This is a genomic window from Glutamicibacter sp. (genome assembly GCF_035257265.1).
Lineage (GTDB): Bacteria > Actinomycetota > Actinomycetes > Actinomycetales > Micrococcaceae > Glutamicibacter.
Window position 1 is genome coordinate 138,814 of sequence record NZ_DATEXC010000067.1, and the last position, 13,109, is coordinate 151,922.

The window sequence follows — 13,109 nt, forward strand, 5'->3', positions numbered from 1 at the left end:
CGGACTAGAGCCCTGTTCTCCGGAAATTCATCCGGAGAACAGGGCTCTGGAGATTCAGCGATCGGCTAGCGTCCGGCGACTTTCACCAACTTGTGGTTGATGAATTCATCCATGCCGTACTTGCCAAGTTCACGTCCAATACCCGAACGCTTCACGCCGCCAAAAGGCAGCTCGGGGAATGAAGCCGATGGCTCGTTGATAGCTACCATGCCACTTTGAAGCTTCACGGAGATCCGTTCGGCACGCTCCAGGTCCTTGGTGTGGATGGAGGCTCCCAGCCCATAGTCGGTGTTATTCGCCAGCTCCACTGCCTCGTCTTCGCCGTCAACCTTGTAGAGCACGGCGACCGGGCCAAAGAGCTCCTCGGAGAATGCACGCATGTCCGGGGTTACCCCGGCCAGGATGGTTGGTTCATAGTAGGCGCCGTCCCCATCAATCTGCTTGCCACCGGCAAGTACCGTGGCTCCCTTATCAATAGCGTCCTGCACCTGCGCTGCCAGCCCGTCACGGGCGGCCACTGAGGAAAGCGGTCCCAGGAAATTCTCTCCCTGAGTCGGATCCCCCACCTTGATGCCGGCAACTTGCTCGGTCAGCGCGGTGGAGAACTGATCATAGATAGATGCATCAATAATGAAACGCTTCGCGGCGTTGCAGGCCTGTCCGGTATTGCCAAAACGCGCACGCATGCCAAGCTTTGCGCTGCGCGCCACATCTGCATCTTCAAGCACCAGGAATGGATCCGAACCTCCCAGCTCCAGAACGACCTTCTTCAGGTTGCGTCCGGCAATCTCGGCCACGGCCGAGCCGGCGCGCTCGGAACCAGTCAGCGAGACACCCTGCACCCGGCGGTCGGCAATGATGTCTGCGACTTGGTCATTGGTGGCAAAGATATTGACATACGCACCTTGCGGAGCACCTGCCTCACGGAAGATCTCTTCCATGGCCAACGCCGATTCCGGGCACTGCGGAGCATGCTTAAGCAGAATCGTGTTGCCGTTCATCAGGTTCGGGGCAGCAAAACGGGCCACCTGGTAGTACGGGAAGTTCCACGGCATGATACCCAGCAGCACACCGACAGCTTCCTTGCGCACCAGGGCTGTGCCACCGGAGGCAATCTCCAGCTGCTCGTCCTCGAGGAACTTCGGCCCGTTCTTCGCATAGAAGCGGTAGATCGCCGCGACGATGCCAATTTCACCGAGGGACTGCTTAATTGGTTTGCCCATTTCACGGGTGATGATCGCCGCCAGTTCGTCCGCACGCGACTCGTAGATGTCCGCCACGCGTTCGAGCAGAGCCGAACGCTCCTCAAGTGCGGAGACCGACCACTGGGCATAAGCGTCATGGGCCGTGGAAATAGCGTTGCTGATTTCTTGGTCGTTCGCCGTGGGATAGGTTGCTTCAATGGTTCCGGTAGCTGGGTTGGTAATTGCGTACAACGACATGCTGGCTCCTTCTGCGGCATCTAATCCTGTGAATGCAAGGCAATAAGCCTCGTTCCAACCCTGCCATAGATCACTGAAGTTTGCGGTGGGAGAGCACATGCGAAGACTTGTTATTAGCCGTATCAGGTCAGCTCAGCGGCGGGTGACGTATTGTTTCTGCTATGAGTGATCACCGCGCACGGGTCAAGACAGCTTTTGAGAACAACTCACCGGAACAAGCGCATGCGTACCTTCCGTATCGACTCGCCGCGCTCGCGTTTCGAATCATTGCGCTGCTTTTTGTCATCTTCGGAATTCTGCGCATCTCCAAGATTCTGAGCGCGGAACCGGTCTGGAATAGCTTCCTGTTCTATACAGTTCAAAGTAACCTGCTGTGCCTTATCTGGCTCATATTATTGGTCGTCAGGACGCTGCGGGATCTTGCCAAAACCGGCCCACGAGGGCCCTCGGTACCGTCGCCTCGCTTGGCAGCAGCGGTGATGATGGCCATTACCGTCACCTTGCTGATCTATGTTTTGGTGCTCGCACCGTCCGACTTCGTGCAGTCCGGTGATTACGTCCCATTTTCCCTGACCGACTCCCTGATCCACGTAGTGGCCCCGGCTCTGATCATTGCCGACTGGCTGCTCTTCGTTCCCAAAGGATGTATCCGCGGGTACGATCCGGCACTGTGGCTGCTGCTTCCCTTGGCCTACGTGGTCTTCGCCTTGACTGCCGGAGCTCTGGGCGCCGAATTTTTCGCCGGGGTGAACTACCCTTATCCCTTCATGGATGTAACTCAACACGGTTATCCAGGAGTGGGTCTCAACGTTCTCGTCATGGGCTTGGCCTTACTCGCGGTGGGCTACCTGGTGCTGCTAATCGACCGGCTGCTGGCACGAGCCTTTCGCCGGAAATCCTGATTTACAGGTAGCTTGCGCAAGTACTTAGTAACTGGAACCTCCGCCTTCGCCCATGACAAGTAGGCCACGGCAACCGGCCGCTCCAGCAAGCAGTAGCTGAGAGCGGGAACTATCCGGCTCCTGTGGTCAGCTATGCCCGGCCAGCAGGCGCAGCATCATTTCCCGCTAGCCATCGTGGCGTCCGGCTTCGGTGCAGATGCAAAGCCTGTTGCCTTGCGGGTCTGTGGCCACAGTCCAGGCAGGTGCCCCATCGTAGTTCAACCGTGCACCTGCTTGCTTCAATCCATCGAGGACATCGAGGTGGTGGGAATGAGGCACAGAGATGTCCAGGTGGAACCGGTTGTTATTGGGAGTATCGGTGTTCTGGAACCAGATCGCCGGCCCTCTGCCATAAGGATCTGTCAGGCTGCCGTCTTCTTGTTCTTTGTACCCCAGTGCCGCCCGCCAGGTCTCAGAGATTTGCTTCCGGTCATCGGTGTCTATCGCGATTTCGACGGTGCGGGTGATGTTCAGATTGGCCTGTGCCCCGTGTTCTTCGGCCAGTTCCGAAATTTTCTCTGCCATGCTCACATCTCGAAGAGATACCCCTCCAACGTCGTGGGAGACGAGGGTGACGAACAGGGTGTCATATCGCCAGTCCACGTCGGGGTGATGATTGGATTCTTCGGCCAGGGTACCGATTTCCGCCAGGAAGGACAGTGCGGTGGCTGCCGATGAGCATTTGAATGCGGTGCATAACTGGCCGTGGACGTAACGCCAGTGCGGTAGATGAGTGAGCCGGCTTTCCCGGTCTTCTTGACTCAGAATATCTTTGTTCGACATGGTTTCCGCTCTCCTACGTGGGTGGATTCACTGGCGCAGCAAGGTGTGTCAGCCCTTGCCTATGGCCCAGTCTCCCACCATCAAGGCAACGATAGTAGCCCCCGGAATGCCCAAACGCTGTGCGGAATCGTGCGGGGCACTTCATCAGCGAAGATCTCAGCATTCCATGGATTCGGCTTCCTTGGCTGGGCTAGCTGGATCAGGTCCTGGACACAGCGGCAAGCGAGCTGGGGTCACCGCGCCACCACGTCTCTGGCTGATACGGCAGGCAGCCACAACATGATGACCCGAACAAGTACGCATTTGCTGGCTAAAATAGCAGTCCTGCACCCTCCCGCACGTTTGAGAGCCGGCTTAAGGATTTATTTATCGACAAATCATTCACGCAGCGCCTGGAAATACCGGTGCTTCTGGGAACGCAGACGCTGTTTAATATCGGCTTCTACGCGGTAGTGCCCTTTCTAGCGATAGTCCTAGCCAATGATTTCCTGCTGGCGGGCACCGCGGTGGGTCTCATCCTGGGAATCCGGACCTTTGCCCAGCAAGGACTCTTCCTGGCCGGTGGCGCGCTCGCCGATCGTTTCGGAGCCCGGCGCATGATCCTCATTGGCTGCGCCGTGCGCGCCGCAGGGTTTTTGACGCTGGCCGCATCCTTGTGGTTCGGTACGCCACTGCTCTGGCTGTTCATCATCGGAACCCTGTTCACCGGCTTTGGCGGTGCGCTCTTCTCCCCAGGCCTGAGCATCCTGGTGGGTGCCGCCCAAACCGCACGAGACCAGGGACAGCACACTGGAGCCACCCGGGCCACGCTCTTTGCCTGGCTGAGCATTACCGGAGAAATCGGCGCGGTGACCGGACCGCTGGTGGGCGCAGCCTTGTGGGATTGGGGGTTCGCAACCGTTGCAGGCTGCGGAGCAGCTTTCTTCGTCGCCATTGGCCTGTTCCTTGCGTGGGCCTTGCGCCGCCCCGACGCGGCCAGTCTTGCGCGGGCCCGCCTCGGCAGCCCGGCGCCGCCCAAGGACCGTTCCGGGAGCCTGCGCCGTTGCCTGGCGGACCGGAGATTCGTGGCCTTCTGCGGCCTGCATGCCTCGGACCTGCTGGCCTACAACCAGCTGTATCTGGCCATCCCGCTGGAACTGCAGCGTACGGGCATGCCAACCCCGTGGCTGGGTCTGGTGTTCGCCTGGATCTCAATTCTGACGCTGAGTTTACAGCTACCGGTCGCGTGGATTGCGGCGCGAATCGGCGCTGCGGCGACCCTGCGCGCCGGTTACCTTTTCAGCGCCCTCGGCTTTAGCGTGCTGGCGTTCATCCCGGATGCCATGTTCCCGGCTGAGACCGCTCCGGTGCGCATTCTTTGCGCAGTGACCCTGTTGGCACTGGGGCATATGAGCGTACATCCAACCGCTCTGGGCCTCGTCCCTAAATTTGCCCGCGAGCAAGCTACCGGATCCTACTTCGGCCTGCTCTCCAGCTGCGGCGGCGTGGCCGTGCTGGTCGGCAATATGATCTTCGGCTGGCTGCTCACGCAGACCGAGCACGGTGATGCCCCGGCTTTCCTTGCGTGGTTGGTTCTCATCCTTCCCCTGCTTCTAGCCTCATGGTTTGCCGCCCGGCTGGTACGCCAACCCGTCCCACCTGCGCAGCACGCATGAGCTGAGACACATTTCGCAAACTTCACGGGAAACTTCCATAATCCACATCAACTTCGCACTACTCAACCCGTCTTATCTCGAATACCTCGGTGGCAGTCTTTACTTCAGCGGTTTTGCCCCTGACGGCAGGAACCGACTGGTGAGTCGAATTAGGTTACGCTTACCAAGGCTCTATCGCATTAGATGCCGTTTCATCACGTAATGCCGAAGGATTTCCATGAACTTTGGACGATTGAGCATAGCCGCAGGATTCGCGGCCATTGCCCTGGCCTTGACCGCCTGCAGCTCCACCCCCACCGGCCCGGCCCCTGAGGCGGCTGGTAATCCGGACGCGCGCGCCGTGGTGGCAAACTTCCGTGCTCCAGTTTCCAACTGGGCCCTGGAAAGTGATGACGCCTATGTGCTCTCTATCGCCGGTTGCCTGGAAACCCTGACCAAGTATGACCAGACCACCAAGAAGGTTGAGCCGATGCTCGCCACTTCGTGGAAGCAGTCCTCTGACACCGTATGGGAATTCGACCTGCGCAAGAACGTGAAGTTCCAGGATGGCACCGCTTTTGATGCCAAGGCCGTCGCTGGCTCACTGAACCACGTCCTTGATGCCACCGCGCCGGCACGTGCAGTAAATCCCAAGACCATCAGCAAGGTAGAAGCCGCAGATGCCGATACCGTGCGCGTGACCACCCCGGCTGCTGATCCGCTGCTGCCTTACCGTATGGCCAGCGTGAACGCCGGAATCCTGTCCCCTGCCGCGTACACCGCCAAGGGCATCGACCCAATGAAGCATTGCACCGGCCCCTTTGCCCCGGTGTCAGAAAAACCCGGACAGTCCTTGACCTTGGACCGCAATGAGAACTACTGGGACGGTGAGGTGAAGCTGGCTGGCGGAGAAATCCGCTACATCACCGACGGTGCCACCCGCTCCACCCAGGTGCAGACCGGCGAAGCGGACATCTCCATGTCCATCCCGGCTACCAGCCTGGCCACGCTGGAAGCCGATGACAAGATCAGCGTGCTGAAAGCAGATTCACCACGCACCTCGACCTTGTACCTGAACAACTCGCGCGCCCCATTTGACGACGTCAATCTGCGCAAGGCCGCTACGATGTCCCTGGACCTGCCAGCAATGGCAGCCAGTATCTATGAAGGTGCCGCGCAGCCTGCCACCGGCCCCTTTGCCCCGAGCGAAAGCTGGGCCAACCCCGAGCTCGGTGTGCCGCAACTGAACGTTGAAGAGGCCAAAAAACTGGTGGAAGCCTCTGGGTACACACAGCAGAAGCCACTGGAGATCATTGCGATCACCGAACGTGCCGAGTTCGCCGGGGTCGCTGCCATCATCCAGGAACAGTTCAAGCAGATCGGCTTGACCGCAAATGTGGTCACCAAATCCTATGGGGCTGCCGAACCCGATGTACTGGCGGGCAACTACGACATGATCCTCAGCCAGCGCAACCGGATGATTGATATTGCTGATCCGATTGGCTTCCTGCAGGCCGATTACACCTGCGAGGGCGGCTACAACCTGAGCCACTACTGCAATAAGGACTACGACAAGCTCATCGAGCAGGCCACCACCGAGACCGATGAGTCCAAACGCCATGACCTCTACCGTCAGGCCGGCGATATTCTCTCCGCTGATGCGGCCAACGTGTGGCTGGTCAATGAGCAGGCCATCGACGCGGTGGGCAATTCAGTACAGGGCTATGTTCAGGATCCGCTGACCCGCTATGTGCTGACCAAGGATCTGGCAAAGACTCAGTAAATTGCTCTCACCATCCACCTTGCTGCGCAGAGCCCTAGGACTCTGCGCAGCGGTGCTGCTTTCATCCTTTGCGGTGTTCCTGGTCCCCTTCGTTTCCCCTGGGGACCCGGTGCGCTCCCTGTTGCGCGCCCGGATGGACATCGGCGCCGCAGATGAAGCCACCGTACAGGCCTACGCGCAGCAGTTCGGTCTGCATGATCCAATGCTGGTGCAGTTTGGCCGGTGGCTTAGCAGGTTTGCCACCGGAGATATGGGCATCTCCCATATCTCCGGCACCCCGGTAGCTGACCAGGTTTTGCCAGCTATCGCAGTGACGCTGTCTCTGGCGGGCAGCGCCCTGCTGGTGGCTATCGCCGTATCCATTGTTCTGGGAGTCGCCTCCGCGACCCGGGCCGGGGCCGGGCCAGATAAGCTGATCACCTCGGTAACCCATGCGCTCATCGCCATCCCCGAGTACGCGCTGGCCCCACTCTTAGTGCTGCTCTTTGCGGTGCGCTGGTCTTTGCTTCCCTCAGCAGGTTTTGAATCCCCGGCTTCCCTGGTGCTTCCGGTATTCGTCTTGGCTCTGCGTCCGATTAGCTTCTTTACCGTCGCGGTGCGTTCGGGGGTGCTCCAGGCCTTGGACTCCGAGCATGTGCTCGCTGCTCGGGCCCGCGGATTGAGCCGCACCGAAGCTCTGGTCCGCCATGTGATTCCCCACGGATTGCTTCCGCTGTGGACCATGGTTGGTGTCTGGTTTGCCGGCTTGCTGGGTGGATCAGTGATTGTAGAAGTCATCTTCGCCATTCCCGGGATGGGCCGGCTGATCTTTGACGCGATTATCGATGCCGATATCCCGGTTGCTCAGGGCGGTGTGGTGGTGGTTGTGGCCTGCGCCGTGCTAACCACCGGACTCATTGATCTGGTGCATAAGCTCAGCGATCCCAACGTGAGGATTGGTGTCCGGCATGGCTAAGAATATCTTCAAAAAGATCCTGATTTCTGCACCCGCATTCTTCTTGCTGGCAGTGGTGATCGTGACTATCGCCGCCCCCTGGATTTCTCCTTATGATCCTGACTCCCAAGATCTGCTGAACCGCCTTCAAGGACCTAGCCTGAGCCACCTTTTGGGAACAGATTCATTAGGCCGCGACACCTTGAGCAGAGTGCTGCACGGCGGCCAGTTCTCCCTGTCGGTAGCGCTGATCACCACGTTGTTTGCCTTACTGGTGGGCACGGTGCTGGGCCTGCTCAGTGCGGTACGCGGCGGGTGGCTGGACGAACTCTTCCTGCGCGTCAATGATTTGCTGCTGGCCCTGCCGGAAATTGTCATTGCACTGCTCATCATTGCGGTCATGGGACCCGGATTTTTCACCATGGTTCTGTCGGTTGGCGTGGTCGCGTGGACACCCACCGCCCGGCTGGTGCGCTCCATGGCGGCCCAAGCGCTCTCCACCCACCACGTGGAAGCCTCAAAACATGTGGGTGCCTCACGCTGGTTCATCCTGCGCCATCACGTATTGCCATTTGTGGCTGGGCCAGTGCTGGCCCAAGCCGCATTGCGCTTCGGATTACTGCTGGTGCTGCTCGGCTCGCTGTCCTACCTAGGCATTGGGGTTCAGCCACCGCAATCTGACTGGGGTTCTATGCTGGCCGAGGCTCAACCCCATGCAATCCGCTCCCCCTGGGGTTTGATTGCGCCAGGTGCCGCGATCTTCCTGGTGAGCTTCTGCGTCACCCTCGTGGGTAATCGAATTACCCACGTGCTAGGCGGGCAAGATGTGCTTGCTACCGAGACCAAGGTCGAAGCCCATGACTAAAGAACTTGAATTCATTGACCTGTCGGTCAGCACTGGTGAAAAATCTCTGCTCTTCAAAGCCCGCGGTGCACTGCGAGCTGGCGAGCTGGTGGCGGTGGTGGGCCGTTCGGGCTCCGGAAAAACGCTGCTCACCAAGGCGATTATTGGCCTGCTGCCACAGTCGCTGCAGACCGAAGGGCAGATCCTGCTCGATGGCCAGCGTCTTGATCAGCTGACCGACAAGGCCATGGATGCCGTGCGCGGACGGCGCATCAGCATGCTATTCCAGCAGCCCAAACGCGTGATGAATCCGCGCCTGACTATCCGCGCCCACCTGCTCGAAGCCATAGGTGCCCGGGGGTGGAACCAAGCCCGCGAGCATGAAGATCAGGTGCTGTCGATGCTGGAAGAAGTGGGTTTGTCCCCTGCCGCGGATGTTGCTTCTAAGCGCCCGGATCAGCTCTCCGGCGGCATGGCCCAGCGTGCCATGCTGGCCATCGCCTTGGCCGCTGACCCGGAGTTCATTCTGGCAGATGAGCCAACGTCCTCGCTGGATTCAATTCTCAAATCAGAGGTGCTGCAACTGCTGCGCCGCAAGCAGCTGGAACGTGGAGTGGGAGTTTTGTTCATCACCCACGACATCGCTACCGTCCAGCACATCGCGGACCGCGTAGTGGTGGTCAGTGACGGCCAGATTGTGGACCACTGCCCTACAGCGCAGATTTTTTCCAAGGACCGCCACGCTAAAACCCGTGAACTTGTGGAGGCTGCCCTGCCCGCACAACGTGAACCGCGTACGGAGGGTTCGGAGTGCCTGCTTGAGTCGGTAGCTGCAAGCAAGAACTACACCCGCCGCGCCAAGGGACCGGCCGCCCTGAAGCCCACAACACTGCGCCTGCACAGCGGGCAAGTGCTGGGGGTGGTAGGACGTTCAGGTTCCGGGAAGAGTACCTTTGCCAGGCTTCTGGCCGGGCTGGAGAAGCCAACTACCGGGCAGATCATCAATCAGCACCAACCCGAAAACGCAACGCGCGTACAGATCATAGCCCAGGAGCCCTATTCATCTTTTGACCCGCGGCTTTCTCTGCGCACGTCCCTCAGTGCGGCGGTGCATCGCTTGCCAGAATCTCAGGCTAGCGAGCGGATAGCACGCGCCATGGTTCAGGTGGGACTTTCCGAAGATTTACTGGACCGCACCCCCGGACAGTGTTCGGGTGGGCAACTGCAGCGGATGGCGATCGCAAGGGCATTGCTGACCGAGCCACAGGTTTTGATTTGTGATGAATCAACCTCGGCATTGGACTCGGTAGCCCAGCGCCACATCCTGGATCTGCTGCTTGAACTGCGGGAAAAAATGGGGCTGAGCCTTGTAGTCATTTCCCATGACATGGAAGTGATCCGCTATGTCAGTGACGACGTGGCGGTGTTCTTTGAAGGCGAACTGGTGGAGCACCGGCCGCTAGCCGACTTCCTGAGCAAAGCCAGGCACCAGCACAGCAAGGAACTGGTGGCCGCACTTGATCTCACCGCGGCGATTGCCACCTCCGGATAATTTTTCTGCGCGTAAGAAAAGCCGGAACTCTTGTGCGCTGATTTGGACCGCTTATAGCTTGATGGCTTCTGACCGACGGTTCGGGGAAGAATCCGTCCAGTACCCGCCGTTTGCCATTGCTTGATCCAAGTGCCGTCACTGCCCGTAAAGGGTCTGAGGAACAATCTCCTGGACATGCACGCTAAGGAGTCCGCGGCCTGTTGAAAGGGTTCCATGGCGGTCGATTTTCTATGTCATGTGCAGATCACAGGAAGCCACAAATTTCCCGACGAAGTGCTGGCGGAGGATCTGGAGACCTAAACGAAGCAACCTTGCCCGCCCCATTCCCCGGCTGGATACGGACTGCTTTTTGGACTCTGATGTTTCCGAAGAAAATCATTGTTCTTCATGGCCGGAATCCGATGGATTGCTGGGCTCTGTGCAAGTGGTGAAATCGCCGATACGCCGCTCGATCACGTGGGCGTAAGGGCCGAGGTGTAATCAGCAGGGCGCAAAGGGAGACGGGCCAGTTATCGATGAATCGATAACTGGCCCGTCTCCCTACTGATTAAGCTGCGTCGTGCCGGATCTGTCCGACGAGTTCTTCAAGCAGGTCTTCGAGGGTAACTAGACCGGTGATCTGTCCAGTGCCTGCATCGCGTACCAGGGCTAAATGAGCGCCGCTGCGTTGCATTGATTGCAATGCTGGACGAACACTTTGTTCTGAGGTGAATTCTGGCAGTGTGCGGATAACAGCTTGTTCTAGAGGCAGCATTCGTGCAGTACCGTTGTGACCCAGAATATCCTTGATATGCACATATCCGACCGGAGTTCCGGCAGCATCGGTCAAGGGGAAACGCGAAAACCCCTGCGCGGCTGCATCTTCCACCATGGCGGCTGTCGCATTAGCAGGAAGGGTCTTCACCGTGGCGAAATCGATCGCCACGGACCCGATGGTCCGAGCATCAAAGCTCAGAGCTCCCAGTAGGAGACGTTCATCTTGGCGGTCAAGCAACCCACCTTCACGTGATTCGGCGACCATGTTGGCTACCTCATTGCGGGTAAACGTGCTGGCAACTTCATTTTTGGGTGTCACACCCATCGCGCGGAGCACCAGGTTTCCCATAGCGTTCATCGTCCAAAGCACCGGACGCAATACCTTGACGAGGATGACCATACTTGGCCCAAGAATCATGGCCATGCGTTCTGGCCCGGCCAATGCCATATTCTTCGGCACCATTTCTGCAAGAACCACGTGAAGGTAGGTCACCAGCATCAATGCTATGGCGTAGGAAAGCGGATCAATCCACGATGACGGGATGCCGATCGATTCAAACGGTCCTTCCACCGCGTATTTCACCAGGGGTTTGGTGACATAGCCCAAGGCGAGGGAACAGACGGTGATACCTAATTGAGCCCCGGCCATAACCAATGAAACATTCTCAATGGCCCATAGCGTCATCTTGGCGCTACGGCTGCCCCGCTCGGCTTTCGGCTCAATAATGCTGCGCCGAGCTGAGATCAACGCGAACTCAGCACCAACGAAGTAGAAATTCGCTGCTAAGAGCAAGATGGTGACGATAATTCCCGTGATGTCGCTCATCGGTTTCCTTCCTCATCGACCAGCTCGGTGGCAACCACATCAAGGCTCGCAATACGCGGCCCATCGGTGGCGTGGACAGTCAAAACCAATTCCTTCTGCGGTCCACCGGGAATGCCGGGAACAGTCAAAGCCATCGTGTCTCCGACCTGTCCGAGCCGACCCAGATGTACCGTAACCAAGCCGGCAAGGGTCTCATAGTCGGAGTCTTCTGGGATTTCACAGCCGATCACTTCGTTGGCTTCGTATGGGTGCAGAGACGCGTCCAGACGCCATGAGCTTTCAGAGAGGATTTCGACGGTCTTTTCCTCTGGATCATGCTCGTCACGCACTTCACCTACGATTTCTTCAACCAGATCTTCCAACGTCAGCAATCCCGCAACATCACCCGTTTCATCGATCAGTATCGCCATTTGGGAGCCCGTTTGGCGTAGCTGGTCCATGAGTTCATCGAGCTCAACGGTGTCGGGAACCAACATGGCTTGCTCCGCATGTCCACCCACCGGAGTGCTCATTCTTTCTGTGTGGGCGATGCCCAGGAGAGTGCGAATGTGTACTAGACCGTGAACTTCGTGACCGCCCGTGGTGATCAACGGGAATCGGGAATGTCCCGATTCAGCGGCAAGCGCTAGTACCTGGTCAGCGGTGTGGGATGCGGTGACTGTGACCATGCGAGTTCTTGGGGTCATGACATCGTGTGCTCGTCGATTGCCGAAAGCGACGGTACGACGAAGCATGTCGGCTGTCTCCGAGGGCAGGACGCCCTCACGTGCCGAATGGCCGACAAGTGCTACCAGCTCTTCAGCGGAACGTGTGGAGGCGAGCTCTTCCTTCGGTTCAATTCCGAAACGCCGCACAATCCAGTTGGCGTTGCCGTTGAAGAAGGACAGCAAGGGTTTTGTGACCGTGCTGAAGCCGCGCTGAAAACCTACGACTGCTTTGGCGATCGCAAAGGGTTTAGCAATTGCGAGATTTTTTGGGACTAGTTCACCAAAAACCATAGTTAGAACCGTTGCTAGAACCAGAGCTAGGCCGATCGATACTGAACGAGCCAGGGCCTCGGGCATCCCCGCTGATTCAAGGGGACCATCAATGAGCGCAGCAATAGCTGGTTCAGCGAGGAAACCGATACCCAAATTGGTCAGGGTAATTCCGAGTTGCGCCCCGGAGAGCTGGGTTGATAGCGTGCTCATTCCTTTGAGCACTCCGGCTGCACGCCGGTCTCCTTGATCTGCCGCACTTTTCACTTCGTTGCGGTTTACCGTGATGAGGGCAAACTCAGCAGCCACAAAAAGGCCACATGCGAGAATGAGGACCACAGCGATTAGCAGTGATATCCACTCCATTATCTACACCCCCCCGCCGAGTTGCGTTCCTGAGGTGCGCGTACCTAACAGGGGGTTCGGACTGTGACAGTGGCTGTCGCTTGTAGCGTTCATCATTCCCTTCCGGCCGGAGTATCTTCCTCCTGCCTAACTATGGCGGTCACAGTTCAAAAACGGTTCTGAAAAAGCATTGACCCCGGCGCGTTAAACCCGTGCCAGCACTGCCAGAATGTTAATTTTGGAAGCATGCGCACCCCACAACTCACCGACGAAGAACGCCGGCTACTCAAAG

At 58.3% G+C, this 13,109-nt stretch carries 10 protein-coding genes; 6 read left to right on the forward strand and 4 right to left on the reverse strand.

From position 1 onward, the window contains the following. Positions 1–65 precede the first annotated feature (65 nt). Positions 66–1,442 (reverse strand): NAD-dependent succinate-semialdehyde dehydrogenase, encoded by a 1,377-nt coding sequence (locus VJ369_RS18010; protein ID WP_324093372.1) that lies wholly within the window; start codon positions 1,440–1,442, stop codon positions 66–68. Positions 1,443–1,603: 161 nt separating this feature from the next. Here VJ369_RS18010 and VJ369_RS18015 point away from each other — a divergent pair, with 161 nt between their 5' ends. After that, the gene (locus tag VJ369_RS18015) at positions 1,604–2,344 is read left to right on the forward strand and encodes a Pr6Pr family membrane protein (protein ID WP_324093373.1); all 741 of its coding nucleotides are present in this window, start codon (positions 1,604–1,606) and stop codon (positions 2,342–2,344) included. A gap of 165 nt (positions 2,345–2,509) precedes the next feature. Here VJ369_RS18015 and VJ369_RS18020 read toward each other — a convergent pair whose 3' ends face one another. Continuing rightward, entirely contained in the window at positions 2,510–3,166 is a 657-nt protein-coding gene (locus tag VJ369_RS18020; RefSeq protein ID WP_324093374.1) for a 4a-hydroxytetrahydrobiopterin dehydratase, read from the reverse strand. A 404-nt stretch (positions 3,167–3,570) separates the two neighbouring features. On the opposite strand from VJ369_RS18020, the gene VJ369_RS18025 reads away from it, so the two are divergent. The 5 genes from VJ369_RS18025 to VJ369_RS18045 all read left to right on the forward strand — a co-directional run bounded on the left by VJ369_RS18025 (position 3,571) and on the right by VJ369_RS18045 (position 9,913). Then, on the forward strand, positions 3,571–4,821 hold the full coding sequence (locus VJ369_RS18025) for an MFS transporter (protein WP_324093375.1): 1,251 nt from the start codon (positions 3,571–3,573) through the stop codon (positions 4,819–4,821). Between the two features lie 217 nt (positions 4,822–5,038). Continuing rightward, a complete protein-coding gene (locus tag VJ369_RS18030; protein ID WP_324093376.1) occupies positions 5,039–6,583 on the forward strand; it encodes an ABC transporter substrate-binding protein in 1,545 nt (514 codons plus the stop codon). A 1-nt stretch (position 6,584) separates the two neighbouring features. Next, positions 6,585–7,538 (forward strand): ABC transporter permease, encoded by a 954-nt coding sequence (locus VJ369_RS18035; RefSeq protein ID WP_324093377.1) that lies wholly within the window; start codon positions 6,585–6,587, stop codon positions 7,536–7,538. Next, positions 7,531–8,382, forward strand: a complete 852-nt coding sequence (locus tag VJ369_RS18040) for an ABC transporter permease (RefSeq protein WP_324093378.1) — start codon at positions 7,531–7,533, stop codon at positions 8,380–8,382. Before VJ369_RS18035 ends, VJ369_RS18040 begins: the two co-directional genes overlap by 8 nt. Continuing rightward, the gene (locus VJ369_RS18045; RefSeq protein WP_324093379.1) at positions 8,375–9,913 is read left to right on the forward strand and encodes an ABC transporter ATP-binding protein; all 1,539 of its coding nucleotides are present in this window, start codon (positions 8,375–8,377) and stop codon (positions 9,911–9,913) included. Before VJ369_RS18040 ends, VJ369_RS18045 begins: the two co-directional genes overlap by 8 nt. A gap of 547 nt (positions 9,914–10,460) precedes the next feature. On the opposite strand, the gene VJ369_RS18050 is transcribed toward VJ369_RS18045, so the two are convergent. Next, positions 10,461–11,495 carry a hemolysin family protein gene (locus VJ369_RS18050; protein WP_324093380.1) on the reverse strand — a complete coding sequence of 345 codons (1,035 nt, stop codon included), beginning with the start codon at positions 11,493–11,495 and terminating at the stop codon, positions 10,461–10,463. Then, positions 11,492–12,838: a hemolysin family protein gene (locus VJ369_RS18055; protein ID WP_324093381.1), complete on the reverse strand. Its 1,347-nt coding sequence runs from the start codon at positions 12,836–12,838 to the stop codon at positions 11,492–11,494. The genes VJ369_RS18050 and VJ369_RS18055 overlap by 4 nt, the downstream gene beginning before the upstream one ends. Positions 12,839–13,109 lie beyond the last annotated feature (271 nt).

Coding starts and splice junctions, on each gene's coding strand:
- VJ369_RS18040 (WP_324093378.1), top strand. CDS start 7,531: ATGGCTAAGAATATCTTCAAAAAGATCCTGATTTCTGCACCCGCATTC.
- VJ369_RS18050 (WP_324093380.1), bottom strand. CDS start 11,495: ATGAGCGACATCACGGGAATTATCGTCACCATCTTGCTCTTAGCAGCG.
- VJ369_RS18020 (WP_324093374.1), bottom strand. CDS start 3,166: ATGTCGAACAAAGATATTCTGAGTCAAGAAGACCGGGAAAGCCGGCTC.
- VJ369_RS18030 (WP_324093376.1), top strand. CDS start 5,039: ATGAACTTTGGACGATTGAGCATAGCCGCAGGATTCGCGGCCATTGCC.
- VJ369_RS18010 (WP_324093372.1), bottom strand. CDS start 1,442: ATGTCGTTGTACGCAATTACCAACCCAGCTACCGGAACCATTGAAGCA.
- VJ369_RS18015 (WP_324093373.1), top strand. CDS start 1,604: ATGAGTGATCACCGCGCACGGGTCAAGACAGCTTTTGAGAACAACTCA.
- VJ369_RS18055 (WP_324093381.1), bottom strand. CDS start 12,838: ATGGAGTGGATATCACTGCTAATCGCTGTGGTCCTCATTCTCGCATGT.
- VJ369_RS18045 (WP_324093379.1), top strand. CDS start 8,375: ATGACTAAAGAACTTGAATTCATTGACCTGTCGGTCAGCACTGGTGAA.